This is a genomic window from Polynucleobacter corsicus (assembly GCF_018688255.1).
Classification (GTDB): Bacteria; Pseudomonadota; Gammaproteobacteria; order Burkholderiales; family Burkholderiaceae; genus Polynucleobacter; species Polynucleobacter corsicus.
In genome coordinates, this window is sequence record NZ_CP061314.1 from 1,625,416 (window position 1) to 1,649,930 (window position 24,515).

Here is a 24,515-nt window from a genome sequence, read left to right on the forward strand (position 1 = left end):
AAAACCCTAACCTACTAAAGCAGGCTAAGCTAGAAACTGCTAAACATTCTTAATCCCATGAACATAGCCGAGCTTGAAGTGATAACGATAGAACATAATTCGAAAACTCATGAATTCAATACTCTTGATGAAGCTATGAATTGGGCTAAGCAACTAGGTGAATTTGTGACGATCAAATTTAATGACCTTGAAATTGCAGGAAAGTTTGGGGTGGATGGCATCTCTGGCGGTAAATTCCCAAACGGTGAACCCTACACATGGAAAAAACGCAGAAAGCACTAGATGGCTGATTGATTTTCACCATTGATGAGTATAGGTACTCAATCCATTATTTGCGGGAGCACCCTATCGCGAGCGTCACTAAAGCAACACTCAAAAAAACCACCCGAAGGTGGTTATGGAAATTCTTAGCAACTTAAAGCAAAAGACAGATTGCATCCTTACGGCTTAAGCTGGGCCCTGATTTCGCCAGGCTTATTTACAGCGCTATGGACATTGAGATAAAGATTACCGCTCTTCAGACTTTGAAGCTGTGCGTCGGTTAATTTTGCGCCAGCTGCAGCAGACCAAACATTATCTGCAGTCTTGGTAAATGGCACGATGACAGGACCATTTTGACCCATTGCCCCTTCGTGAATATGTGCCATTGTTCCTTCAACGCCATTAGTGGTAATTGTTCCCGATAATGAACCATCCGGACCAACCACAATTGATCCCACCCCGGAAGCTGAAGTCATTACTGGTGGAACCTCTTGGGCTCCAGTGAGATTTACTTTCATTGATTGAGCCGAAACGGCTAATGAAGCGACACCAATACTTAATCCCAAAAAAACTTTAGTCAAAACGTGATTAATTTTCATTTATATCTCCTATAAGTTAACTTCTAGATTCAGACTATCACAACTAAGTTAATAAAATATGTTGAGCCTTGGAATGGAAGAAAATAGCCTAAGCAGTGAGCTATTTAGATATTCAGACTTCGAATAATTGCAGATAATTCATCAAATGTTTTATATCCAGTGATGGGCATAAAGCTTTTGGGAGAAAAATCTTTCTCGCCGATTAACATTGCCGGCAAGCCCTGGAAACCATAGGTCTTAAATTCTTGTTCATCAGCCATGACGTGCTTAGTCAGCTCACCGCTATCAAGAGCCTGCCTTAATAGTTGGCAATCAATTCCACTCTGGGAAGCAATTTGCATCACCACTTCTTCATTGCTGATATCAAGACTTTCTAAAAAGAATGCATCAAATAGTGCCCTAGCTAGTTTTAGCGATAGCCCCTGAGGGTTGGCAAAATAAACACTTTCTTGTGCAAGCCATGTGTAGGTCAGAAATTTAGGCCTTAAAAGCTTTAGCCCCTCATCTGCAACAATTGGCTCTAGCTTAGCCTCCTCGAAGTTACTTAGGTAGGATTGCGACGGTGAGATATTGACTTCTACTGGACTTAATTCAAACGCTCTCCACACTATCTCCACTCTATCTTGATACTGCGCTTGTATTTTTTCAAGAACAATAGTTTGAAAATAACTGTATGGACATTCAAAATCTGCCCAGACCTGAATCTGAATCATTGTATTTTTACCTTTAGCAATTCACTACATTCATCAATTTTTTATATACGTCTTGCCAGCACAACTGCCGCCGCTGAGCCGCTACCTACCATAGCGCACCATGCTCTTAGAGCTAAGGATAGTGAAGGGGAGGCCTTTGATCGCGCCTCATTTTTATGATCAATTTCATCGGCTTGGCAACGGATTAAGAGGTCAAGTAATTGCTCATGGCCGCCATATATTTTGAGGTGATTAATCTGATCTTGGTAGTGCTGCTCTACAAATGTCTCAACTGCATCAATAGTGGCATAGACCGTTTTTCTGCCAAATAGTGCTGGTATGGCTCCTGTTAGCCATCCCGCTACCCGCCATGGCCCCAACAAACGGCTTCGATACTTTTTCTCAAAGATAGCCTCTATTAACTGCAAATGCTCAGCTTCAGTAGCTCCATGTTCTTTTGCAAAACAGATGAGCTCCTGATCCTTAAACAGTGTTGCAATAGCGATGATTCCTTTATAAATATAGACAGCGCCTGTTTCACCCGCATGATCAGATCGAAGCTCTTGCTCTAGGTATTTAGAGTATGGAGCCATGCCAGACTCAATCACAGCGCTCATCTTAAACATGCCCTGATGTAACTGACTATCTCGTCATAAAACTGTCGCATTTTTTGTATGAATTTCATTTTTGGCTATGGAATGTAATCTCTGAAATCAAATCTGGAGGTGGGGTCTAGCTTTTTTACTTTTTGCATCTCTAGTTTGGTTCCTTGTGCTTTCTATGTATCCACTTCAAAAAAGAAGTCGCCCAAAAGCGACTTAAGGACCCTGATTACGAGTCAGAAGACATGAACTATTCTCTACCTATCAGAGCTTTTATGTTTAAAACTACTAACAAAGGGGTTTTTACGGCTCTGCAATATCAAAAAATTGAGCGCATACTAACTAAGTATTAACCCTAATGCATATAACTAAAGGATCCTTAAATGACAAAGTTCAAACAGTTTCTTAATAATTTGGTCTTAGCTTTAATTGATGCCCGCAAAGCGTATGCCAAGCGTCATTTGAACCATTTATTGGGCTCATAACCCTTTTTAAACAACCCTAAATGCACTTGACCGTGTTTCGTTATAAAGTTTGGATTAGCCAAGGTTGTGGCCAAACCCAAATTTCACCTTAGTGCGCTATCCAAAAATAGCCGCTATTTAATCGAAGCAACTCTAGAGGAAAAGCACTATGTCTATATTTCGCAGTTTTGCACTCTTAGGTTTTTTCTTGCTTGTGTCTAACCAGTCATACGCCGAGGCAATCTCTAAGGACTATCAAAAGAATTGTGCTCGTGAGCAAGTAGCTGAGCATCAAGGCATTAAAGGCAAAGCGCTTACTGAGGAGGACTTTACCGCTTATTGCGGCTGCCAAGCCGACTTCATTTCTAAAACGGCTTCAAATCGACAAGTTAATGAGTTGGTCATGAATCCAAAAGCAAAGCCTGAGTGGCTCAAGGTTATAGAGTTAAAGGCCATGAAAGCCTGCTTCACAGATCCTAAAATGACTACATAGAATTTAGAAAATCAATGGATGACTTTGGCAGTGTTATTTTGATTGAAGTAGTACTCGTGTTTGGAGGGGTTTTAGTATTTGCATGGTGGCAATTACGAGACCTTCGGAAAGAGCGAGAAAAAAATCAAAAGAAAAAAGAGTAAGAAACTTTAAGATCAGCTTGGCACTCTACTTACCTGCTGAAATCATCGCGTAGTTCAGTGCTCAAATTGATTCACCAAAATGCTTTACTGTTTTAATAATTGCATCATTCAGTACGCCAGTTTGCATACAACCCTATTTATCTTGAGGCTACACTTTGTTTGAAAACGCTCTCCACACATCTGCTTTATTAACTTCCTCCTTACTATTTGGAGGCATGTTATTTTTTTCTGCGAGCTTTGCTGCTTTTTTACTTAAATCCTTACCGCTAGCAGAAGCACGTGCATTAATACGCAAGGCCTTCCCTTCTTTTTATATTTTTGTGGTGATCACATCACTCATTGCAGCATTACTGGCTCTAGCGAGCAGTCTATTTAGTGCCAGTATCTTGACACTCATTGCCCTATCCACTATTCCTACTCGTCAAATCTTAATGCCCGCAATTAATGCGGCTACAGATGCAAAACTAAAACAGCGTTTCTTAGTGTTGCATGGTTTATCTGTGGTTATTACTTTGGCACATATTGTCGCATTAGGATTTGTGATTGTTGATTTAGCAGCCTAATAAACAAGCCTGGTTCTCAGGCTACCCGTGTTATGACCGGACGCATTAAGAAAAAACTGATTCTGTTTGGGTTGAGTAATGCACCAGATCAACCATCTGAATTACTGATTTGCCCACTTTGTGACAGAGCCGTTCCAAAATCTCAACGAGATGAGCACCATCTGGTTCCTAAGTCCCATGGGGGTCGTCAAACGGCGGTATTACATCGTATTTGCCATCGACAGATCCATGCTGTCTTGACTGAAACCGAGCTCGCGCGCCAATACAATACTGTTGAACAACTCAGGCTACAAGCTGACTTAGCAGGTTTTATTGAGTGGGTTCGCTCAAAGCCCGATGATTTTTTTGAGCGCACACGTAAAAGTCGAAGGCTAAAGTCTGCGTAGTGCCTTGTATCAGCATGTGCCATGACAAAGCAATGTTGCTATCTGGGCAAAATTAGCCAAAGGCTTTTATGATGAGACATTGCATCTCAAAGAGATTAATTTTGAGTTGATATTCATCTGAATCAATTTCTAATACTACTAAATTATGAGTTATCAACTGGTTTGGTTTAAGCGTGATTTACGCTGTGAGGACCATGCCGCTCTTGTCGAGGCTGCAAAGCTGGGCCCTATTCGCTGCATTTATGTGCTTGAGCCTACGCTATGGATGCAGCCAGATGTTGCCCTCCAACATTTTGAGTTCATTCGAGAGTGTCTTCATGATCTAGATGCCCAACTGCATTTACTTGGTGGCACTTTGGAGATTCATGAGGGTGAAGTCACTAAAGTACTGAATAACATTTGGGAATCCAGTCCCTTTCAAGGTTTGCATTCTCATCAAGAAACTGGCAATGGATTTACGTATTCCAGAGATCAAGAGGTTGGCAAATGGTGTCAATCTCATGGCATTCATTGGGGTGAGTATCCCCAGTTTGGCGTCGCAAGAGGGTTAAAAAATCGCAATGAATGGCATGCTCATTGGCAAAAGCATATGGAAGCACCTTTATGTAAACTTCCGACGATTCAATTTTGGAAAGCATCGCCTGCACCGAATCTCAGCGCTCACCGTCTCACGCCATCGTCGATGCAGGCTCCTGCGCACCTAAAACATAATCCACCCCTAAGACAACGCGGCGGAAGATCTCTTGCACTCAAAACGCTCAATAGTTTTTTAAAGCAGAGGAGCAAGTGGTACCGAGGCGGGATCTCATCGCCCCTATCAGCGCCAGATGCGTGCTCTCGATTATCGGTATATCTAAGCTATGGATGTCTTAGCATCAGGGAAGTGGTACAAGCAACCAATGAAGAGCTGCTTCAAATGTCGCCAGATGCAAGCAGAAGAAAATCAGGCTTAGTTGCTTTTATGAGTCGCTTATATTGGCACTGTCATTTCATTCAAAAGCTGGAAAGCGAACCTGAAATCGAGTGGCAAAATATGCACCGTGGATATGATGCGTTACGCGAGAATGAATTTAATGATGACTACTTTAATGCATTAAAGGATGGCAAGACGGGTTGGCCCATGGTGGACGCCTGTGTCGTCATGCTACGTCAAACGGGATGGCTGAATTTTAGAATGCGCGCAATGCTGGTCTCAGTTGCAGCCTATCCACTGTGGTTGCACTGGAAACCAGTAGGAGATTGGTTAGCTACCCAGTTTTTGGACTACGAGCCCGGAATCCACTGGAGTCAACTACAAATGCAATCGGGCACGACCGGAATCAATCTGACGCGTGTTTATAACCCGATTAAGCAAGCGCAGGATCATGATCAAAAGGGCTTTTTTGTTAGAAAGTGGCTTCCTCGCATGCGTCAAGTACCGGATATATGGCTTTTTGAGCCATGGCAGATGACTCAAGAGGAACAAAATAATATCGGCATTTATGTGGGCAAAGATATTCCACAGCCAATAGTGGATCTTGCTATCGCCACAAAAATATCTAAGGATCGCCTACATGCTAGGCGTAACTTATCAGACGTTCGGGCTGGGAAAAAAAATGTTATTGATAAACATGCTTCTCGAGCAAAAATGACTGACCGTAAGAACTCTAGAGTTAAAACTGCAGAAGCAAGTCCACAACTTACTCTGGAGTTTTAGATAAGCTCTTATTTTGGTGGTCTGTGCATTGCGCAGATTTTGTTACCAGCAGGATCTCTGAGCCAAGCAATATAAATAGTGCCGGCGACGCCTTCTCGATAGCCTGGGTCTCCCTCGCAGGAAGTTCCGCCATGAGCAACGCCGATGGCATGGAATGCATCTACATCAGCCATTGATTTAGCACTAAAACCAATTGTGCCGCCATTGGCATGGGTCGCTTCATTACCATCGATAGGCTTGGTAATTGCAAAGACACCACCGGGACCGCGATAAAAGTATTTGTCATGACTAAAGCTCCCAGCCTTTATACCCAAAGCTCCTAGAGCAGCATCATAGAAGCCCCTCGAAACCTCTAAATCATTTGCGCCTAGCATGATGTGACTGAACATAGTTCTCCCTATTGATTTAATTAACTATACAAATACCGCTTAAGAATCCATCTGCTCTTCAGATAGATTGATAGGTGCACGCAGAACGGTATTACGAATAAATTGCTTTTCGTAATGTCGATTACGCCTTGACTTCTTAGCTAATGAGCGTTGACCCCTGCGCTTGTCAGAAACAATATTACTCAATTGACTTAGATCATCTAAGTCTCGTATTTGACTTGGTGAATTTCGGAGAGGCATTGCTAGCGATTTTTACTTTAGTGGTATCAGTATTGCGCTTGGAATAAGCATTAAGTGCATTAACTCATATAAATTGATTTTATGCTCGCAGTTGCCTATCTTTTGAAAATTGCATTGATGCTTTGGTTGACGGAAATACCAAAAAACATGGAATTTATGCCTACAGTGAGGGATAGCGACGTTTTTTTAGCGGATACTCATATGAACACCTAAAATGTCTAATGAACTTTTTTTATATAAATGCCCTTTTCCTGGCCTTAGTAACCTCTTCAGTCCAAGCAGCAGAAGTTTATATTACTGATCCTGAGCACACCTTTGTTAGCTTTAGCTACAAACATTTGGGTTATTCAATTCAAACTAGTCGTTTTGATAAGGTGAATGGCACCATTACACTCAATGATCAAATGGATGGCGGCACTATAAATATTGCAATTGAGACCGGCTCAGTCAGCACAGGCTCTGATACCTTTAATAAGCTACTGAGAACCGAAGATTACTTTTATTCAGAAAAGTTTCCTGTAGCTAAATTCACTTCTAATAAGCTTATATTTGATAATCAATCCATTACATCGCTAGCAGGCGAGCTAACCATCAAAGGTATCACCAAGCTCATTAATCTTGATGTAAGCAACTTTGCCTGTAGCCGTAACTTTATTACCTTTAAATATATGTGTGGGGCCAACGCAAGCGCGAAGTTAAGTCGCTCAGAATTTGATTTAGGAAAATATGTTCCATTTGTTGGCGACGAGATAAGCTTAAGCATAGTAATCGAGGCGTCAAAAGAATAGTCTTAATTTAAGCATCAACTCTAACAGCGATATTTCTAGCAACTCACTATGTCTTCATTAAAAAATCTCGCAAATGAATCTGCTTTAATCTCACAAAAAACCATTGCGCATTATGATCAAAATGCTGTTTCTTATGATGAGGGTACAAAAAATCATGATGTCAGTCAAAATATTGATGCTCTATTAAGAGCAATCAAGACTGAGCCGCCGTTTCATATTCTTGATTTTGGATGTGGCCCAGGAAGAGATCTTCAAACCTTTACCAAGCTTGGTCATGTCGCTATTGGGCTTGAAGGTAGTCAACAAGCCGCTCAAATAGCCAAAACTAAAAGTGGTTGCGAAATCTTAGTCCAGGATTTTTTCAGATTATCTTTGCCAGATAATACATTTGACGGTATCTTTGCCAATGCTTCGCTATTTCATATTCCTAATAAGCTATTGCCTATGGTGCTAAGTAATTTATGGGCATGCTTAAAACCGAATGGCATTCTTTTTAGCTCGAATCCTCGCGGTAACAACCAAGAAAGCTGGTGCGGGGATCGCTTTGGCTCTTATCACGATCTAGCAACTTGGAGATCTTTTATGACCCATGCACAGTTCACTGAAATTGAACACTACTATAGGCCAAGTGGACTGCCTATTGAACAACAGTCATGGTTAGCAAGCGTTTGGAAAAAATAATTCGGACTTATAAACCCAAGACTAGCTTGCAGCAACTAATCCAATCGCTTTAATCTTTTTCGGCTGGCCAAGTAGCGCACACCTTCTACGCCATAACGCTCAGAATGTAATTGATTCGGCTCTAAATGAAAGACATCCCCAGATCGATAGATAGTCGTTTTTCCATTAATCTGAATCGCTATTTCTCCATCAAGAACAAGAGCCATGGGCTCAAAATCATGGCAATGCGGGCCTAGCCCACCAGCTTCACACTCAACTAATACAGGCTCAGGAAATCCTTCTTCTTTTAATAGGGTTTCAAAAGTGGTGCGATCAATAGGCATTTATCTATTAACCTTAAAACAGATTCTAAATAAAAGTAAAAAAATATACCAAACCGAGGGTTGGCATTTTCATTTCTGGTAGGCCCAGCAGGACTTAAACCTTGGGCTAAAGAATTCCGGTTTGTGTAGCTTTCACCACTCCCTAAACTATACCTTCATCATATTGATGCTCGACTTAGATGGGTGCCGTCTAGTCGCGCGCTGTTATGAGGTTTTTGCTAGAGAAAAGTTGTCAATAAATAAGCTCGCCTCCAAAAGCTAATTAATGATTGTAGTATCCCCCGTCAATCCGACATTCCTAAAGTGTTGTTTTCTGCCTTTGCTCGATAGTCCCTAGGCGATATTCTGCCAAGAGAGCTGTGTGGTCTTTCTTCGTTGTAAATCGTGATCCAGTTTTCTGTTATTTCACGCACCTCCCTGAGGTTTTCAAATAAATACGCGTTGAGTACTTCATGACGGTAGGTTTTATTAAAGCGTTCAATAAATGCATTTTGTTGAGGCTTTCCTGGCTGGATAAATTTCAGTTCAATGCCTTTAGCTTCACACCAGCCCATAAAGATGGCAGACCGCAGTTCACTCCCGTTGTCCAGACGTATCGCCTGAGGTAAACCATGGATCTCTTCCAGATGCTCCAATGTTCTGACTACTCTGGCTGCTGGCAAACTAATATCAATTTCAATAGCCAAGATCTCACGGTTGGATTCGTCAATGACGTTCAGGGTCCTAAAAGGCCGGCCGTAATGCAAGGTGTCGTACATAAAATCTAAGGCCCACATCGAGTTGGCTTCGGTCGGGGCAATGAGCGGAACTCTGGGCATCTTGGGGATGCGCTTCTTAGTTCTTCTGGGTAAGTTCAAGCCCATCTCCTTGTCCCTAAAGGGACTTCCTTTGGTCGTAATACGCCATACCCGCTTGTGATTCCACTCGTAACCCTGATTGCGCACCCAATCAAAACAGAGCCTAAAACCCCAGCGCCCATTCTTGGAAACCACTTGATTAAGTACTTCAATGACAGGCTCATCGGCTTTAGCTTTGCTCCTTGGGCGCTCGTAATACGATGATTCTCTCCAGCCCCAAATGAGCGCAAGCCCGTGTAATGGGTACCGCTTCTTCGCCAACCAGGTAATCGACTGCATCTCTTTTACCGGTTGGCGCTAGAGCTTTTTTTCGATTAAGTTCTTGAGCGCTCGGTTATCGTGGGTCAGTTCAGCCACCATCGTTTTATATTCTGATAGCTGCTGTTCTAGCTCCTTAACGCGTTTCAGTTCAGAAGCTTCTAGGCCGCCGTATTTGGATCGCCACTTATAAAAGGTAGCGCCGCTAATGCCATGCGTGCGCAATATGTCTGCCATCGCTATGCCACTCTCAGCTTCCTTCAAAATCCCAACAATTTGGGTCTCTGTAAATCGTGACTTCTTCATATTGATTCTCCTGTTGTAAATACTGCCATAAACAACAGAAAACTCAACTTTTTAAATGTACGAATCTAAGGGGATACTACAAATGCTAGAGTTGGTTTTTTATTAGAAGGTAGCACTACACAATCAGATCAAGACAAGAACCCAGTTGAAATCCAAGGCACAAATGCAACAATTAAAGTGCCAATGACTAAAGCAATAAGATAACCAATGATAGGCTTAACGCCTTCATCAGGATTGACCTTGCCGATTGCACAGGCCGCGTAATAGCCAACCCCCAAAGGTGGCGCAAAGAGACCAATACCCATCGATAGAATTACCACCATGGAATAATGCACATCATTAATGCCAAGCTGACGAGCTACTGGGAATAGAAGCGGTCCAAATAAAACAATCGCTGGAATACCCTCGAGTACCGATCCCAGAATCACAAATACGATGATTGAAATGAGCAGAAATAAATGAGGGCCGCCATTTAGGTCCGCCATGATCTGAGCCACTACTTGCGAGAAGCCGGACTGAGTAAGCCCCCAAGCCATTCCAGTTGCGGCACCAATGATCAACAAAATGGCGCCAGACAAAGATGCCGTATCAATCAACATGGGTACGATACGCTTGATATCGAATTGACGATAGATCAAAACGCCGCAAATCACACCATAGACGATGCCAATTGTTGATACCTCAGTTGCAGTCGCAACACCCTCCACTACTGCAGCACGAATAACAAACGGTAGCGCCAGCGCAGGAAATGCGACTAAACAAAGTTTGAATACTTCGGCAGGTTTTGGGCGGGCTATCTGTGTAATCTGCACATGACGATTACGCCACCACACCAAGATACACAAAATAAATGCCAATATTAGTGCAGGCAACATACCTCCTGTAAATAGGGCGGCAATGGAAACACCAGTAACTGAACCAATCGTAATTAGCACCAAGCTTGGCGGGATTGTTTCTGTTTGCGCTCCAGTAGCGGCTAACAGGGCAACCAACTCACCTGGAGGTGTAGTCTTTTTCATTTCTGGGAATAGAGCTGGTGCAATCGCAGCCATATCGGCAGCCTTTGATCCGGAAATACCAGAGACTAAATACATAGCACCCACTAATACATAAGAAAGGCCGCCGCGAACGTGTCCAAGTAATGATGCAAGAAAGGCAATCATGGCTCTTGCCATACCAGTCATTTCCATCAAAAGCCCAAGGAATACAAACAGGGGCACCGCTAATAAGACCATATGAGACATGGCCTCATCCATACGACCAATCACAACAGATATTGGCATATGCGTGCTCAAACCTAAATACGCTACAGTACCTAGCCCAAATGCAAAGGCAATCGGCACTCCAGCAAAAATACTAAAGCCTGCAACTCCCACAAAAAAGATCAGTAGGTTATATTTACCGAGACCTGCAAATGTTGGGGAACAAATATATAAAATAGCAAAGGCAACTGACAAGGACGAAATACTTAAAATCATCACTTTAAGAGTGGCGATTCTGGCAAGTCGAAATAAACAAAAAAACATCATCAGAATCACACCGCTTGGTAGGGCGGCAGCACGCCATAAATTCGAAATCTCTAAGGAAGGTGTAGTGACAATCAACTCATCGAGTGCAAAATGATATGCAGGCCTCAGGATGATTGCTAAATAGAGTAGACAAGCCAATAATCCAGTCGACTCAAAGTACATTTTCTTTTGATCACTCAGCTTACTAATCCAAGCTGTCATGCGCATATGCTCACCACGCTTTAAGGCGATAACCGATCCAATCATGGCCAGCCATAGAAACAGAATAGAAGCCAGTTCATCAGACCAGACAAGTGGTGAGTTCAAAACATACCTACCCACCACCCCAGAAAATAGTATTCCAATACAAGCCAAGACTAAGCAAGCCGCCACCCACTCCACTAAAGTAGCAACGATTGTTTCAAGCCATGAAGCATATTTACCGAAAGGCCCCTTAAAAGGGGCCTCGTTCATGAAAGCTGGTGAACTCACGCTAACTTGCCCGTATATTTCTCAAGCAAGGACCAAGCCTCATCACCAAACTTAGCTTTCCACTCGGAGTAGAATCCAGCCTGTCTTAACTTCTCACGAAATGGATCTGGATTGGTGTCATTGACTGCCATTCCTTTTGCCTTTAGTTCAGCCTGTAACCCATCATTCATCTTTCGCACGTCAGCTCTTTGTAAGATTGCTGATTCAGCAACGTTACGAGTAACAATAGCTTGCAAATCTGGTGGCAGCTGTTCAAACAATTTTTTGTTGCCCATGAACCAGTAACCGTCCCACATATGGTTAGTCATAGAGCAGTATTTTTGAACCTCATATAACTTAGCCGTATAAATAATTGCCAAAGGATTTTCTTGTCCATCAACCACTTTAGATTGCAATGCAGAATATACCTCCGCAAAATTCAATGGGGTTGGTGCCGCGCCCAGGGCTTTAAACAAAGATACCCACATTAGACCAGGAGGCGTACGCAGCTTAATACCTTTTAGAGCATCAGGTTTATTAATCGGGCGCACACTATTGGTCACTTCACGATAGCCGTTATCCCAAATCTTGTCGAAAGCAAAAATCGTACCAGTGTTCGCAATTTGACGACGAACATAAGCGCCTAGCTCACCATCCATTGCAGCCCAAACTTGCTTGTAATCTTTAAATGCAAAACCAACGCCGTTGATCTGCGCTTGAGGAACCAATGAACCCAAGATTAAGGGTGATAGCGTCATGAAATCGAGGGCACCAGATCGTAACTGTGACAGCATATCGGTGTCATTTCCCAGCTGGTTATATGGGAATACCTGAATATCTACACGCCCCTTTGTCTCGAGTTTGATTTTCGATGCCATCTTGTAGGCATGGATATTGAGCGGATGAGTAGCTGGCAAGTTACTACCAAACTTCATATTAAATTCTGCACTCTGTGCAAAGGTATTACCCGCTACCAAAGGAAGCGCTGCAATACCAGCATGCTTAATAAAGTCTCGTCTTGTAAACGTCATACTGTCTCCATTAGATAAATTTCAATTCTTTTTGGGTGAAACAGCCCATCAAGTAGGCTTTTATTTTGGTCTTTAATATAACGTTTATTTTAATAAAACCCCATCAATCAAGGGAAAACCAGCAGATCGTCAAGACTTAGGGACCTCATTATTGCGGCGCAGCGTCGGCAATCCAACGCCTGTCGCCTCAAATCCACCATCTACGGCCAGCACCTGGCCATTAATGAAGGTTGCCTCATCGCTACATAAGAACCCAACGGTATTGGCCATCTCTTCAGGGGTGCCGTAACGGCCCAATGGGATCGTATCGTAATAGTCTGAGCGAATCGCCACACTATGAACTAACTTTGCCATTTCTGTATCGACTGGACCGGGTGCAATCACATTCACACGCACATTGGAGTTTCCTAACTCGACTGCATATTGCTTGGTCAATTGAATAAGGGCAGCTTTACTTGTGCCGTATGCAACCCGCAGAGTGCTGGCCCTCAAACCAGAAATGGAAGCAATATTCACAATCGCACCGCCGCCTTGCTCTACAATCAATCGGCCAAATACTTGGGAGCAAATGAAAGCACCATCTAAGTTGGTATCGAGGACGGTGCGCCATTCTTCATAAGAGGTTTCAAATGCAGGCTTAAATACAGCTACTCCAGCGTTATTGACCAAGGCATTGACATTACCAAACGCAGAAATTACTTTCTCAGCGGCACCATCCACCTCTTGTGGTTTAGATACATCGCAATGAATGCCAATCACATCAACAGATCCACCAAATGTTTTCATGGTGAAATCAAGTGTGTCTTTATCGATATCTAGGAGTGCAACCCGATAACCATGATTTAAAAACCATTGTCCTATTGCCAGACCAATACCACGTGCACCACCCGTGACAACTGCAACGCGATCCCGTATTGAATGTTTTGTATTCATTGACTATTAATCTTTCGGCTTACTTTACAGATTGACATATTTTTGATTGCTCTAGCATTTTTACTAATGCATATATCGATGCGTTATAAGGCACAGGAATGCCATGCTTCTTTCCTAATTCCAGGATATGGCCATTTAAAAAATCAATTTCGGTTTTCTTGCCTCTCGCTAAATCTTGTGCAGTTGAAGAACGCTGCGTGACCATAGTTGTGGCGATCAGAGCATTTGCCTCTAAAGCCTCTGCTTCCGAAATAAAAACTCCCTCTGCTCTAGCAACTGCTAAAAATTCTTCAGTGGTATGTTCAATCTGTTGAATGATCTCGGGAACGCGAACCATCTCTCCATAGGTAATTTGACCAATACCGGAGATGCCGTTGTAAGCGCAATTCACCAAGAACTTTAACCACATGTCCTTCTTGATGTGTTGCGCTATGGAGCAAGGAACGCCCGCACCTTCAAATAGCTTACAAATAGCAGCGAGATTTTCCTGATCCCACTCTTTGGCTGGCTGCAGTGTTCCGACATAGAGCTCACCCCTACCATGATGTTTCATAGTTCTTTGCCCGAGCATTCCTGTAGCGACATAAACAACTGCCGCATACACTGAATTTGAAATCCATTTCGTAGCGATATCTACATTAGCTACACCATTTTGTAAACTCAGAATGACTGCATGACTAGGCACTATCGATGCAATCGCTTTTATGGTTTTTTCTGTATCTAAAGATTTCACACTAAGCAAAACTAGATCAGCATCCTCCAAAACAGACAAATCATCAGAAGCCCGAATACTCACTACATCTTGAAAGGATTTACAGTCCATCTCGAGGCCAAACTCATTGATCGCTTGGACCCGTTCAGATCTCCCAATCAGGGTGACATCGTGACCAGCGCGCGCCAGCATGCCACCGAAATAGCAGCCAACTGCGCCTGCGCCTAGTACATAGATTTTTTGATATTTTGACAAAGAAATAAAGTCTATTAAAAGTTCTTTTATAAATCGAGAACCAATGTTCCACTTTTTATATGAGAGATACAAGGAGTTAAATATTCTGCATGTTCAGCATCACTCAAAATACAATCTCCATGCTCTACATCTCCACTGATGTAGCGTGTTTTACAGGTGCCGCAAAGACCTGATTGACATGAAGTAGAGACATCAACTCCTAGTTTTGCCAACGCATCAATTAATGACTCCGATCGCAAGAGGGCTATTTTTTGGCCAGTGCTCTGAATTTGAATAGCTAATTCACTAGCATCTACATTAACCTCGGCTTGACCACCCTCTTTTTCAGGAGGCTTGAAGTGTTCAAAATGAACATGAATATCACTCCGTTCTTTTGCAGCTTGAGCACATGCCTTCATGAATCCCGCTGGCCCACAATAATAGAGATGGGAGCCAGCCTCAAGCCCCCGAACCATTTCCGTAATATTCAAACCATTGCCAGAAATACCGCCATCCAAATGGAACTGAACTTCACCTGCATCCGATAAATTCCGAAGCTCCTGGTGAAATGCAATATTTTCTTGAGAGCGTGCGCAGTAGTGGAGTTCAAATGGGATGCCTAAAGATTTCAGGCGATGACTCATCGACTTCAGGGGAGTAATACCAATACCACCGGCCAATAAAATGACTTTCTTCGCGGATTCATCCAGTTGAAAATGATTGCGCGGATTGCTTACTGACAAGGAATCGCCCACTCTGAGTGCCTGATGAACTTCTTTTGAGCCACCGCGTCCGTGCTCATCACGCAATACTCCAACTACATAACGATTCTTTTCTACAGGGTCATTACTCAAAGAGTACTGACGGATAGCGCCTGATGGTAAATGCAGATCAATATGTGAACCTGCGTCAAAAGGTGGCAGTGCTTCTCCATCTTCAGAAACTAGCTCATACGAATGAATTGCGCTAGCCTCATGACGGATTCGTTTTATTTTTAATTGTAGTAATTTTTTGTCCGCCACTTTTTTGTCTCGCTCAAAAAAAAGATGGGCTATAAGCACAGCCTATCTCTTTCAATACTTAAATTAATGTTTAAATTGGCCTTTTGCAGTCTGCTCAAGCTCTTCCATCTTGTTCTTAACAAACTCAATACGCTCTCTACCCTTGTATTGTTCGCTTTCAGTAAGAATGGCAATCACTCCTTTGGCAACAAAACGTCTTTGTGCAACTTCCTCTTCTGTAGTTGCGCCAATAGGTAGCTCAAATACATTGCCAGAACAGTAGCTATTAGGCGCCCCACCAACTTCTTTTAGCCACTTAGAAAATGCTTCTGCACTAGCCGCCGGATTGGATCCACGAACTGCATCACGCAACATTTTTCTAAAGAGATAAGGACCTGCATCAAACTTTGTTGGGTTCTCTAAAGCATGAATTGCAATAGGTCGCTGACTAATAATTGCCTCATAGTCACCAGGTGCATATTGAGCCATCTTGTAGTTTGACCTGGATCTGTGATCGGTAGGAATCTCTACGACATCGTTAATCGTGTGATTACCAAAGCGCTCCGCCCTACGCAATGCTACCTGTCCGTCCAAGAAGTCAATAGACTCGTATCCCACAAGTTCTTTTTGACCAATGCCGCGAGTATCGATGCCAGGGCCCATTACACGCCAACCGATCATTTTGCTATTAAAGTCATCGACTGGAACTGTCCAGCGAATAATATGAAAGCGGCTAAATAATTTTTTATTTTCGCCATCTTCAGACGTATAAGCATGCAGACTTAAGTTTGGAAGTACTTGATGCTGTACGCGGATAAATAATTTATCGTTATTTACACGACGTGCACCTGAACAAGCTAAACCACGACCGCCATGAATGGGCACAAATTGCATATCAGGATGAACTTCCATGGTTGGCGCACCTACCTCGTCAAAGGTGGTTCCCTGGTAGTGCCCACCCACCACATTCTTAGCTGCATGTAATTCAGCGGTGTGAAAATTATCTGCCGCATTATCTTGCACTTGCAACCAATTGCAATGCTGAAAATTGCTATAAGGAACTAACTCGTCACCTTCTGCAACAGTAAAGTCCGCCTCCCACTCTGGGAATGGCGGCTCCTTATCTGGCGGCCCCATGTATGCAAAGACTAAACCATTTTTTTCAAAAGCTTTATAAGCACCTTGTTGAATTGAGCAGGCATATTTTTCAGCTTCTACCTCTTCGCCTTTGGGAAAGGGCGCATTCAGACAAGTGCCGTCTACATCAAACACCATGCCGTGATAACAACATTTAATCCCATGCTCCTGAATCAAGCCGTACTCAAGTGATGCACCGCGATGCACACAATGTGCATGCAACACACCAACGCTACCGCTGCCGTCACGAAAGGCGACTAATTCCTCTCCTAAGATCGTCAAAAACCTGGGTGTATCCGTCAGTTCAATTGACATACAAACCGGATGCCAAAAACCGCGCATATACTCACCCATAGGAGTGCCGGGCCCAACTTCCGTTAACTCTGGATCATGCCCTGGAACTTTATTGGTGTAATAACCACCAAAAGGCACCAATTTTTTAGTTGTTGCTGCTGAACCAGCTGATGCACTAACCTTCTTTTCCGCCTGCTCTTGCTTAGTTGTCATTCCTAGGATCTCCTGTTTTTTGACTATTTTACGTACTCCGTATACTGTATACAGAGTATATTATAGTTTTTGAACACCCATACTGTGTAAAACTACCTCCATCAAGCCCTTAAAACCCTGAAAAGTAGATGCTGTCTCAACTGAATAAACTTCCCGCAAGAACTGACTATGTCGACGCAGTTTATAAAGCCCTGCTTGACGCTATTAGTGACGGCTCACTACCCCCAGGCACCAGAATCACTCAGGAAGAAATTGCTGAGCAAATGAACGTATCACGCTTGCCGGTCTTACAAGCCCTTCGCATGTTAAAAAATGATGGTTTTGTAGAGGACGCCCCGGGGAGAGGGGTTCAAGTCACAGCACTCAATATTGAATGGATTGATAAACTTTATGAAGTGCGTGGTGCGCTTGACTCTCTAGCCGCAAAATTAGCGGCGCTAAAGAAATGTGTCATTGATCCCGCCTTAATTCAGAATGGACGCTCTATTTCAGAAAAAGGGGATGTTAGAGCACTAATCGATGCTGACATGGCCTTTCATAGCGCTATTTATGAAGCCTCTGAAAATCCTTTGATTGCTAAAAGTGCTCACTTACACTGGGTTCATCTGCGAAGAGTTATGGGTGCCGTTTTACAATCCACGCAACGGTCAGCTATCTGGGATGAGCATCAGGCAATTGCTGATGCAATTAAAAACGGGGATGAGAAAAAAGCTTCTGAACTATCGGAATTGCATGCCATGCGAGCGAGAAAGAATCTGATTCACCAGCTCAGCGAAGTCCTAACTAGCCATTAAAAAATCCCAGCAGTACTGGGATTTTTTAATGGACTTCAATCTGATCTTAAGCAAACATATCTGGTTGGTTTTCTTTCAAATAACCCCAGATTGGTTGAAAATGAAGCCAGCCAATGTATTCACTACCTACATGCTCACGACTGTAACGAGCGACTTCAGGTGTAAGCATATTCGGCTTAATGCCAGTAGCTTCGACCATCATTTGTTGCTTGCAGCAACGCTCTAGAGCAATAAACCAAAATGCAGCTGCTTCAATACTATGACGACTGACCGTTAACAAGCCATGATTGCGGTGAATAATTGCCTTCACTTTTTTTAATGATCCCGCAACGTTGTAACCTGAGTTATCTTCAACTGCAACTTGCCCTGCTTGTTCAGACAAGACCATGTGGTCTTCATAAAATGCAGCTGCATCTTGAGAAATAGGATCCAACGGTTTACCAAGAGCAGCAAATGCAGTTCCATAAATAGTGTGAGCATGGCACATCGCAACAATATCAGGATGCTTTTCATGTACTGCCGCATGCAACACAAAGCCTGCGCGATTCAATGCATGCTTACCCTCCAAAATATTGCCATCGTGATCCGCCAAAATGAGATTAGATACCTTGACTTGATCAAAATGCACTGCCATTGGATTAGTCCAATACAGGTGTGGATGCTCTGGGTCACGCACAGTCAAGTGCCCCGCAAATCCGTAATCAAACTTTTCTAAAGCAAATGCACGACATGCGGCAACCAAACGCTCCTTGAGATGTTGACGCTCTTCAGCAAAGCTGTTGAATTTAGGCTGATAAGGAAAAATCAGATTTTTATCTTCTGGTTGATAAATAGACTCTCTTCCGCCCAAGTCCAACTTACGTTCTTTTTCCATCACTTCAGCCATGGTCACACCCCTTCTCTGTCAATATTCATTTCAGGTGAACTGATTCAGTTCACCAATTAACAGCAATCATGGGCTTTTGTGAGCGTTTTGACAAACGATAACTATTCATAGATAGATGAATAATAATCATGTATATTATATTTACATGAGAAATATTCCTAACTATATCTTATTGAGGGCTTTTGAGGCGGCTGCACGGCTAGAAAGCTTTACGCTGGCGGCAAAAGAACTGCATCTGACTCAGTCTGCCATCAGTCATCAGATTCGTGAGCTTGAGGACTATTTTGGTAAATCATTATTTTTGCGTCAGAACCGCAGGGTAGCACCCACAGCAGAAGGTCGTCGACTATTAGATTCACTCTCAAGAGTTTTTGATGTCATTGAAGCGGCCTGCAATGAAGTCACTCTTGCGCCCAGCTCACAAGTTCTTGCCTTGCACTGCTCACCTAGCTTTGCCGCAAAATGGTTAAGCCCCAGATTGCCAGAGTTTATTAAAGATAATCCCGACATCACCATTCGCTTAACTTCTGGGGCTGACCATATTGATTTATTGCGCAATCAAGAAATTGATATCGCCATCTCTTATCAATTTTCTCATGAGGGTCCCGGAGTAACCTCGCTTTCCCTGGGCGAAGAGAAAATTACACCACTTTGTTCCCCAGATTTGATTGATCCGAATATTCCTGTTGAGGAATTGATGAGCAAATTAACGCTCATCGAATCCTCACTGAATCACCATAGTTGGGAGCAGTGGTTTGAAATCAATCACCTCAAAAATCCCTCAACTAGAAAAATCGCCTTCGATCGTGCAGCCCTCTCAGTATCAGCCGCTGTAGACGGCATCGGAGTTGTACTAGAAAGCATCCGCTTTGCAGAAAGAGAAATTTCACGTGGAGAGTTAGTAGAAATTGGCGCAAGGGTTTTTCTACCAACAATGGATAGAACCCATTTTCTCTCTTTTAAATCTAATACCAAGAACAATCACAAAATTAAACTTTTTAAAGAATGGATTTGCACTAAGGCAGGAGTAGCTACAGAGTGAATTCACCAATATTCTTGTTTATATTAAGCGGAATTTGCTTTTCTAGTGTAGATGCTATTGCCAAGATTCTCGTTCAGGATACCAATCTCATTGCAGTGGTATGGTCTCGATTTTTTGGTCAGCTCTTACTCGCAGCTCCGATTGCATGGTACTTCTTAGGTAAGAATTTTTGGCGTACTCGTCATTTAGGCTTACAGTTATTTAGGTCTTGCTTATTAGTGGCTACTGCCACCTTATTTTTTGCGGGATTAAATTGGCTACCATTAGCAGAAGCATCCTCTATTACTTTCACCGCGCCAATTTGGGTGGCAATTCTATCGGGCTCGATTTTAGGTGAGCGTGTTGGCTTGAAAGAATGGCTAATAGCTGGGGTCGGGTTCTTGGGAATCCTCTTTATTGCTAGGCCAGGGTCGGCTATTTTTCATTTAGCCGCTTTGCTACTTGTCATGATGGCATTTTTGAACGCTATTTTCCAGCTCTATACACGCAAACTCACTCAAGATTCTGCATACACCACCTTTTTTTATAGCGGTATCGTTGGCTTAATAGCGTCAACTGCCTTACTCCCCTATGCGGATCCACTCCCTGTTTTGCCCGTCTACGAATATGCCTTATTTGGATTGTTAGGCTTGTTGGGTGGATTTGCACATTTACTGGTTGTACTCGCCTTCTATCAAATGCGGCCTTACAAACTCACCCCGCTGGTTTTCTTGCAATTAATCTGGGCGGTTGGATATGGCTATCTCATTTTTGGACAGCTTCCAGATGGCCTCAGTGCGCTCGGCATGGTTCTTATCGCCGCTTCAGGTATTTGGCTCATCTGGAATCATCACTCTGCAGGCGTTGAGGATCCCAATAAGACTTAATAAAAAGAATTCGGTTATTTCTTTAACCAGCTAATGATGAGTTTAGTGACCGCCTCAGGCTGCTCGCGATGTAAAAAATGACCTGCATTATCGACTAGCTGAAAGTCATATTCGCCCGTGAAATACTGTGACTGCTCTAGCATGAGCTCTGCTCTTAGGTCCTCTCGTCCGCAAAGGGCTAATGTAGGAACCTTGATTGGACGCGCCATTTTTTCTCTGACAGCAGCAAGATTGGGATCGGCTTTAGCAGGATCAAACATCGCGCGGTAATAAGCCAATGTGGCTGCAAGTACCCCTGGCTTTTCTAGCGTTTTTTTCACTGCCTGAATATGCTGTTCATCACGGTGACTTGGAATGGTCCAATAAGCCCAAAGATAATCAATAAATGCTTGATTGTTTGCGAGGATCGCTTTTTCTGGAAGATCGGCCAGTTGAAAGAACCACCAATGAAACGATCGATGAATATGTCTCGGATTGACTAAACTCTCGGTGACTTGACCCGGGTGGGGGACCGCCATGACTACAACCCGGGTAATCAATTCTGGATATGCTGCCAGTAATGCATAGGCAATGATCGCACCCCAATCTTGACCCACTAAATAAACCGGCTCTCCACCAGAGAGCCCATTAATGAAAGCGGCAATATCTTCTACTAAAGTCGCTTTGTCATAGAAGCCATCTTGAGGAATTTCAGTAGGCGCATAACCACGCAAATAAGGCGTTACTACTCGATAGCCTTGCGCAACTAAAGTGGGTACTTGATGACTCCAAGTGCTCGCAATATCAGGGAAACCATGTAACAATACTATCAAGGGGCCTTGGCCCTCTTCGTGGTACGCGAATTTGATACCGTTAGCTTCAATATATTTAATAGTCATAGTGTGATCTGTTGGTATTTCAAAGCAAGACGCCGCTTCGAGGCGGCGTCTTTTAAAAAAGCACATCAGTTTGAGTGCATTACATCTTCTTGGCTTTTGCATCCTCTGCATTGAGATATTGAACGCGTCCGTTTTCAATAACGCCCATCACAATATCTTTAGCCTCAATTGCCTCGTGGTCAGTTGCACTGTAAGGCTTCACATAAGTGGTAATCACACCAGGTACAGGCTCATTAAGATTTTGTAATGCTGCCAATACTTTTGGGCCCTCCGTGCTGTTAGCTTGTTTAATAGCAGCCGCCAAGATATAAACAGAATCGTAACCTTGTGCAGCAGAAACTGCTGAAGGCATTAACCCATTTTTTGGCTTGAACTCTTTTAGGTAAGCATCAATAAAGGCCTGACGCTTAGGCGTGTTGCCAATCTGAATAAAGGTCTGAGGCATGACTGCACCATCACCATTTTTACCGGCCGTATCAATAAAGCTAGACATAGACAAAGTCCAGCTACCGATAATGGGCTTTTTCCAACCTAACTTCGCCATGCCGTTTGCAATTTGAGCTAATTCCGGACCGATGCCATAAGTCAGGATGGCTTCTGCGCCAGCATTCTTTGCTGAGAGTAATTGAGAGGTCATATCCACATCAGCAATGTTAAATTTCTCGACTGCCACCGGAGTAACACCATAGGTCTTCAGCGCTTTTTCCATATCTTCACGACCTAACTGGCCGTAATTAGTAGAGTCAGCCAGAATGGCCACCTTCTTGAATCCACGCTTTTCTACGGCCTCTTTAGCGATCATAGGGGCTTGGAGACTATCCCTAGCAGCAATGCGGAAAATATAATTTTCAGGAGCATTAGGAAATTGTTGGGTTACAACTGATCCGGATGGCATTCCAATCACAGGAATTTTTGCATCCTGATAAAAACGAGAAGAAGCCAAAACTACTCCAGTATTCACAAATCCTAAGGCTCCTACAATCTTCGCATTATTAATAAATTCTTGCGCAATTTGAACGCCGCGCTCATTCTTTGCCTCATCATCCCTTTCGACCAAAACAATTTTCTTGCCAATAACTCCACCGGCGGCATTAATTTCATTGACTGCAATTTTGATGCCAGCGCGGTTACTGACACCCATTGAAGATGAACCACCCGTATAAGGACCTTGCACTCCAAGAATAATATCTTCAGCATAAGCACTGGTTGTAAGCATTCCGATAACTGCTGCTGCATAGATGTGATGACGAATTTTCATACTGTCTCCTAATTTAATGTTGTAATTAACACAACTATCTTTGTTACTATCATTAGTGAAATACATACTACAGGCAATACAAAAACAAAAAAACTTATTGAGCTAGGGATTACGCTAATACGAACTGAAAAATACAAATACTATTTACTAAATACTTTTTCCATCTCTCGACGGAACGCAATCGCTTGCTTAGTGCTGTCATAATCAACATCACTCCAACAGACAGGTTTGCCTGCAGGAATATCCTTATTAAGAACCATGCTATGTGCTAGCCCAATTGGGAGAGCGCCCAGCTTCAGTGAATCAGCCGTTGTCATGAGCTTTCCATAAACAGTAAAACCACCTTCACCATCCAATTTCTCGCCGGTCTTCAGAGCTCGTTTAGCGGTGGCAACTACATCACCCCTCCAGTCACCGGTAGCTCCAGTAGCCTCTCCACGAACTGCAATGCTCGCAACAGACGTGCCCAATTCCAAACCGATTAAATGGTACGGTTTATACATTGCTGCATATTTACCGGTGCTATCCGTTTTTAAGCCATATTGCGAAAAACAATCCATTACATACTTACTTGGTGCCTCAAAAACTACATACACACCCCAACGCAGGTCTCGAAATACTGGTCTACCATCTCTCTCTACGGAAGAAGTCACTTCGACTGTGCCCTTTTGCGTCAAAATACCACCCTCAGATACTGGGCGGAAAATATGAGGCAAGTCATCTACTCCACAAGGAGGGAACTCTAAGCCGTTGCTGGGAGGATTGAGGTCACAACCATTCGATACCGCCGCCATTTCCAGCGCGGATTTAGTTCCATCTAAAAATGAATTAAACATTTGGGCATTAAAGTCACCGTCCGCAACTTGCTCCTCTGAAAAACCATAGTGCCCCCATACCGTATCTGGAGTGGACTGGTGATAGATGGGCAAATATTTAGTACCCTTGCCTGCGCACACCACCTCCATACCAATGGTTCTAGCCCAATCGACGAGTTCAGCGATGAGAGCCGGTTGATCGCCAGAAGCCATGGAATAAATCACGCCCGCTTCTGCCGCTTTACGAGCTAATAAAGGACCGGCCAACACATCAGCCTCTACATTCACCATGATGACGTGTTTACGATGCTCAAAGCAGAGCAATGCATGATTAATACCTGCTGCCGGACTACCTGTAGCGTCAATCACGATGTCGATGAATTCGCTGGCAATCATCTTGCCCGCATCGTCAGTGACAAAAGTAGCCCCTGACTTGGCTGCATCTTGTAATGAAGCTGCGCTATAACGAGGCGCATCCCATCCCACACGCGCTAGAGATTCTTTTGCACGGGCAGGTGATAAGTCAGCAACAGCAACCAAATGAATGCCTGGCGTCCGCGGTGCTTGCGAAAGATACATTGAACCAAATTTTCCAGCACCAATGATGCCCACTCGTACGGGATTATTATTTTCTGCGCGTGCTTTTAACTTTTGAATAAGGGACATCTAAAAATCTCCAGTTCTTTTTTTGTAGTAAATAT

Annotated in this window: 27 protein-coding genes and 1 pseudogene; 10 read left to right on the forward strand and 18 right to left on the reverse strand. The window is 43.3% G+C overall.

Going from position 1 to position 24,515, the window contains the following annotated elements; all coding sequences use genetic code 11:
• Positions 1 to 57 precede the first annotated feature (57 nt).
• The gene (locus tag C2747_RS08455; protein ID WP_215331232.1) at positions 58 to 282 is read left to right on the forward strand and encodes a hypothetical protein; all 225 of its coding nucleotides are present in this window, start codon (positions 58 to 60) and stop codon (positions 280 to 282) included.
• A 158-nt stretch (positions 283 to 440) separates the two neighbouring features.
• Here the strand turns inward: C2747_RS08455 and C2747_RS08460 are convergent, their stop codons facing one another.
• From C2747_RS08460 to C2747_RS08470, 3 genes are all read right to left on the reverse strand, one after another.
• A complete protein-coding gene (locus C2747_RS08460) occupies positions 441 to 860 on the reverse strand; it encodes a CHRD domain-containing protein (protein WP_215331234.1) in 420 nt (139 codons plus the stop codon).
• Positions 861 to 964: 104 nt separating this feature from the next.
• Entirely contained in the window at positions 965 to 1,573 is a 609-nt protein-coding gene (locus C2747_RS08465; RefSeq protein WP_215331236.1) for a DsbA family oxidoreductase, read from the reverse strand.
• A gap of 41 nt (positions 1,574 to 1,614) precedes the next feature.
• Positions 1,615 to 2,178 (reverse strand): demethoxyubiquinone hydroxylase family protein, encoded by a 564-nt coding sequence (locus tag C2747_RS08470; protein ID WP_251374741.1) that lies wholly within the window; start codon positions 2,176 to 2,178, stop codon positions 1,615 to 1,617.
• 609 nt (positions 2,179 to 2,787) lie between these two features.
• On the opposite strand from C2747_RS08470, the gene C2747_RS08475 reads away from it, so the two are divergent.
• From C2747_RS08475 to C2747_RS08490, 4 genes are all read left to right on the forward strand, one after another.
• The gene (locus tag C2747_RS08475; protein WP_215331238.1) at positions 2,788 to 3,111 is read left to right on the forward strand and encodes a hypothetical protein; all 324 of its coding nucleotides are present in this window, start codon (positions 2,788 to 2,790) and stop codon (positions 3,109 to 3,111) included.
• Between the two features lie 298 nt (positions 3,112 to 3,409).
• Positions 3,410 to 3,817, forward strand: a complete 408-nt coding sequence (locus tag C2747_RS08480; RefSeq protein WP_285896669.1) for a DUF4149 domain-containing protein — start codon at positions 3,410 to 3,412, stop codon at positions 3,815 to 3,817.
• Positions 3,818 to 3,849: 32 nt separating this feature from the next.
• On the forward strand, positions 3,850 to 4,203 hold the full coding sequence (locus tag C2747_RS08485; protein ID WP_215331242.1) for an HNH endonuclease family protein: 354 nt from the start codon (positions 3,850 to 3,852) through the stop codon (positions 4,201 to 4,203).
• A 145-nt stretch (positions 4,204 to 4,348) separates the two neighbouring features.
• On the forward strand, positions 4,349 to 5,899 hold the full coding sequence (locus C2747_RS08490; RefSeq protein ID WP_215331244.1) for a cryptochrome/deoxyribodipyrimidine photo-lyase family protein: 1,551 nt from the start codon (positions 4,349 to 4,351) through the stop codon (positions 5,897 to 5,899).
• Positions 5,900 to 5,907: 8 nt separating this feature from the next.
• Here the strand turns inward: C2747_RS08490 and C2747_RS08495 are convergent, their stop codons facing one another.
• Together C2747_RS08495 and C2747_RS08500 are read right to left on the reverse strand one after the other, a co-directional pair.
• A complete protein-coding gene (locus C2747_RS08495) occupies positions 5,908 to 6,288 on the reverse strand; it encodes a VOC family protein (protein WP_215327845.1) in 381 nt (126 codons plus the stop codon).
• 39 nt (positions 6,289 to 6,327) lie between these two features.
• Positions 6,328 to 6,528 (reverse strand): hypothetical protein, encoded by a 201-nt coding sequence (locus C2747_RS08500; RefSeq protein WP_215331246.1) that lies wholly within the window; start codon positions 6,526 to 6,528, stop codon positions 6,328 to 6,330.
• A gap of 221 nt (positions 6,529 to 6,749) precedes the next feature.
• Here C2747_RS08500 and C2747_RS08505 point away from each other — a divergent pair, with 221 nt between their 5' ends.
• Together C2747_RS08505 and C2747_RS08510 are read left to right on the forward strand one after the other, a co-directional pair.
• Entirely contained in the window at positions 6,750 to 7,316 is a 567-nt protein-coding gene (locus C2747_RS08505; RefSeq protein WP_215331248.1) for a YceI family protein, read from the forward strand.
• A 48-nt stretch (positions 7,317 to 7,364) separates the two neighbouring features.
• Positions 7,365 to 7,997 (forward strand): class I SAM-dependent methyltransferase, encoded by a 633-nt coding sequence (locus C2747_RS08510; RefSeq protein WP_215331250.1) that lies wholly within the window; start codon positions 7,365 to 7,367, stop codon positions 7,995 to 7,997.
• A 35-nt stretch (positions 7,998 to 8,032) separates the two neighbouring features.
• Here C2747_RS08510 and C2747_RS08515 read toward each other — a convergent pair whose 3' ends face one another.
• From C2747_RS08515 to C2747_RS08550, 9 genes and pseudogenes are all read right to left on the reverse strand, one after another.
• Positions 8,033 to 8,320 carry a cupin domain-containing protein gene (locus tag C2747_RS08515; RefSeq protein ID WP_251374742.1) on the reverse strand — a complete coding sequence of 96 codons (288 nt, stop codon included), beginning with the start codon at positions 8,318 to 8,320 and terminating at the stop codon, positions 8,033 to 8,035.
• Between the two features lie 284 nt (positions 8,321 to 8,604).
• Positions 8,605 to 9,456, reverse strand: a complete 852-nt coding sequence (locus C2747_RS08520; protein ID WP_433915495.1) for an IS3 family transposase — start codon at positions 9,454 to 9,456, stop codon at positions 8,605 to 8,607.
• Between the two features lie 104 nt (positions 9,457 to 9,560).
• A pseudogene (locus C2747_RS10655) lies at positions 9,561 to 9,741 on the reverse strand (transposase); the annotation flags it as partial.
• 128 nt (positions 9,742 to 9,869) lie between these two features.
• Entirely contained in the window at positions 9,870 to 11,723 is a 1,854-nt protein-coding gene (locus tag C2747_RS08525; protein ID WP_215331252.1) for a TRAP transporter large permease, read from the reverse strand.
• Between the two features lie 14 nt (positions 11,724 to 11,737).
• The gene (locus C2747_RS08530) at positions 11,738 to 12,751 is read right to left on the reverse strand and encodes a TRAP transporter substrate-binding protein (RefSeq protein ID WP_215331253.1); all 1,014 of its coding nucleotides are present in this window, start codon (positions 12,749 to 12,751) and stop codon (positions 11,738 to 11,740) included.
• A gap of 129 nt (positions 12,752 to 12,880) precedes the next feature.
• Complete coding sequence (locus tag C2747_RS08535) at positions 12,881 to 13,684, reverse strand: SDR family NAD(P)-dependent oxidoreductase (protein ID WP_215331255.1); 804 nt, start codon at positions 13,682 to 13,684, stop codon at positions 12,881 to 12,883.
• Between the two features lie 19 nt (positions 13,685 to 13,703).
• Entirely contained in the window at positions 13,704 to 14,651 is a 948-nt protein-coding gene (locus tag C2747_RS08540; protein ID WP_215331257.1) for a ketopantoate reductase family protein, read from the reverse strand.
• Between the two features lie 26 nt (positions 14,652 to 14,677).
• Positions 14,678 to 15,652, reverse strand: coding sequence for a PDR/VanB family oxidoreductase (locus C2747_RS08545; protein WP_251374743.1), 975 nt, complete (start codon positions 15,650 to 15,652; stop codon positions 14,678 to 14,680).
• A 63-nt stretch (positions 15,653 to 15,715) separates the two neighbouring features.
• On the reverse strand, positions 15,716 to 17,275 hold the full coding sequence (locus C2747_RS08550; protein ID WP_215331259.1) for a Rieske 2Fe-2S domain-containing protein: 1,560 nt from the start codon (positions 17,273 to 17,275) through the stop codon (positions 15,716 to 15,718).
• A gap of 128 nt (positions 17,276 to 17,403) precedes the next feature.
• On the opposite strand from C2747_RS08550, the gene C2747_RS08555 reads away from it, so the two are divergent.
• Positions 17,404 to 18,069, forward strand: coding sequence for a GntR family transcriptional regulator (locus C2747_RS08555; protein WP_215331261.1), 666 nt, complete (start codon positions 17,404 to 17,406; stop codon positions 18,067 to 18,069).
• 46 nt (positions 18,070 to 18,115) lie between these two features.
• Here the strand turns inward: C2747_RS08555 and C2747_RS08560 are convergent, their stop codons facing one another.
• Positions 18,116 to 18,955, reverse strand: a complete 840-nt coding sequence (locus C2747_RS08560) for a class II aldolase/adducin family protein (RefSeq protein WP_215303336.1) — start codon at positions 18,953 to 18,955, stop codon at positions 18,116 to 18,118.
• Between the two features lie 145 nt (positions 18,956 to 19,100).
• Between C2747_RS08560 and C2747_RS08565 the strand changes: the two genes are divergently transcribed.
• Together C2747_RS08565 and C2747_RS08570 are read left to right on the forward strand one after the other, a co-directional pair.
• Complete coding sequence (locus C2747_RS08565; RefSeq protein WP_251374744.1) at positions 19,101 to 19,997, forward strand: LysR substrate-binding domain-containing protein; 897 nt, start codon at positions 19,101 to 19,103, stop codon at positions 19,995 to 19,997.
• Positions 19,994 to 20,863 carry a DMT family transporter gene (locus tag C2747_RS08570; protein ID WP_215331265.1) on the forward strand — a complete coding sequence of 290 codons (870 nt, stop codon included), beginning with the start codon at positions 19,994 to 19,996 and terminating at the stop codon, positions 20,861 to 20,863. The genes C2747_RS08565 and C2747_RS08570 overlap by 4 nt, the downstream gene beginning before the upstream one ends.
• 14 nt (positions 20,864 to 20,877) lie before the next feature.
• On the opposite strand, the gene C2747_RS08575 is transcribed toward C2747_RS08570, so the two are convergent.
• The 3 genes from C2747_RS08575 to C2747_RS08585 form a co-directional block, all read right to left on the reverse strand.
• Complete coding sequence (locus C2747_RS08575; RefSeq protein WP_215331267.1) at positions 20,878 to 21,741, reverse strand: alpha/beta fold hydrolase; 864 nt, start codon at positions 21,739 to 21,741, stop codon at positions 20,878 to 20,880.
• A gap of 79 nt (positions 21,742 to 21,820) precedes the next feature.
• Positions 21,821 to 22,999 carry an ABC transporter substrate-binding protein gene (locus C2747_RS08580; protein ID WP_215331269.1) on the reverse strand — a complete coding sequence of 393 codons (1,179 nt, stop codon included), beginning with the start codon at positions 22,997 to 22,999 and terminating at the stop codon, positions 21,821 to 21,823.
• Between the two features lie 140 nt (positions 23,000 to 23,139).
• On the reverse strand, positions 23,140 to 24,480 hold the full coding sequence (locus C2747_RS08585; RefSeq protein WP_215331271.1) for an NAD(P)H-dependent oxidoreductase: 1,341 nt from the start codon (positions 24,478 to 24,480) through the stop codon (positions 23,140 to 23,142).
• Positions 24,481 to 24,515: the final 35 nt, after the last annotated feature.

Coding starts and splice junctions, on each gene's coding strand:
- C2747_RS08495 (WP_215327845.1), bottom strand. CDS start 6,288: ATGTTCAGTCACATCATGCTAGGCGCAAATGATTTAGAGGTTTCGAGG.
- C2747_RS08510 (WP_215331250.1), top strand. CDS start 7,365: ATGTCTTCATTAAAAAATCTCGCAAATGAATCTGCTTTAATCTCACAA.
- C2747_RS08470 (WP_251374741.1), bottom strand. CDS start 2,178: ATGTTTAAGATGAGCGCTGTGATTGAGTCTGGCATGGCTCCATACTCT.
- C2747_RS08465 (WP_215331236.1), bottom strand. CDS start 1,573: ATGATTCAGATTCAGGTCTGGGCAGATTTTGAATGTCCATACAGTTAT.
- C2747_RS08550 (WP_215331259.1), bottom strand. CDS start 17,275: ATGACAACTAAGCAAGAGCAGGCGGAAAAGAAGGTTAGTGCATCAGCT.
- C2747_RS08455 (WP_215331232.1), top strand. CDS start 58: ATGAACATAGCCGAGCTTGAAGTGATAACGATAGAACATAATTCGAAA.
- C2747_RS08490 (WP_215331244.1), top strand. CDS start 4,349: ATGAGTTATCAACTGGTTTGGTTTAAGCGTGATTTACGCTGTGAGGAC.
- C2747_RS08505 (WP_215331248.1), top strand. CDS start 6,750: ATGAACTTTTTTTATATAAATGCCCTTTTCCTGGCCTTAGTAACCTCT.
- C2747_RS08555 (WP_215331261.1), top strand. CDS start 17,404: ATGCTGTCTCAACTGAATAAACTTCCCGCAAGAACTGACTATGTCGAC.
- C2747_RS08560 (WP_215303336.1), bottom strand. CDS start 18,955: ATGGCTGAAGTGATGGAAAAAGAACGTAAGTTGGACTTGGGCGGAAGA.
- C2747_RS08525 (WP_215331252.1), bottom strand. CDS start 11,723: ATGAACGAGGCCCCTTTTAAGGGGCCTTTCGGTAAATATGCTTCATGG.
- C2747_RS08565 (WP_251374744.1), top strand. CDS start 19,101: ATGAGAAATATTCCTAACTATATCTTATTGAGGGCTTTTGAGGCGGCT.
- C2747_RS08485 (WP_215331242.1), top strand. CDS start 3,850: ATGACCGGACGCATTAAGAAAAAACTGATTCTGTTTGGGTTGAGTAAT.
- C2747_RS08475 (WP_215331238.1), top strand. CDS start 2,788: ATGTCTATATTTCGCAGTTTTGCACTCTTAGGTTTTTTCTTGCTTGTG.
- C2747_RS08585 (WP_215331271.1), bottom strand. CDS start 24,480: ATGTCCCTTATTCAAAAGTTAAAAGCACGCGCAGAAAATAATAATCCC.
- C2747_RS08460 (WP_215331234.1), bottom strand. CDS start 860: ATGAAAATTAATCACGTTTTGACTAAAGTTTTTTTGGGATTAAGTATT.
- C2747_RS08520 (WP_433915495.1), bottom strand. CDS start 9,456: ATGCAGTCGATTACCTGGTTGGCGAAGAAGCGGTACCCATTACACGGG.
- C2747_RS08535 (WP_215331255.1), bottom strand. CDS start 13,684: ATGAATACAAAACATTCAATACGGGATCGCGTTGCAGTTGTCACGGGT.
- C2747_RS08580 (WP_215331269.1), bottom strand. CDS start 22,999: ATGAAAATTCGTCATCACATCTATGCAGCAGCAGTTATCGGAATGCTT.
- C2747_RS08575 (WP_215331267.1), bottom strand. CDS start 21,741: ATGACTATTAAATATATTGAAGCTAACGGTATCAAATTCGCGTACCAC.
- C2747_RS08515 (WP_251374742.1), bottom strand. CDS start 8,320: ATGCCTATTGATCGCACCACTTTTGAAACCCTATTAAAAGAAGAAGGA.
- C2747_RS08500 (WP_215331246.1), bottom strand. CDS start 6,528: ATGCCTCTCCGAAATTCACCAAGTCAAATACGAGACTTAGATGATCTA.
- C2747_RS08530 (WP_215331253.1), bottom strand. CDS start 12,751: ATGACGTTTACAAGACGAGACTTTATTAAGCATGCTGGTATTGCAGCG.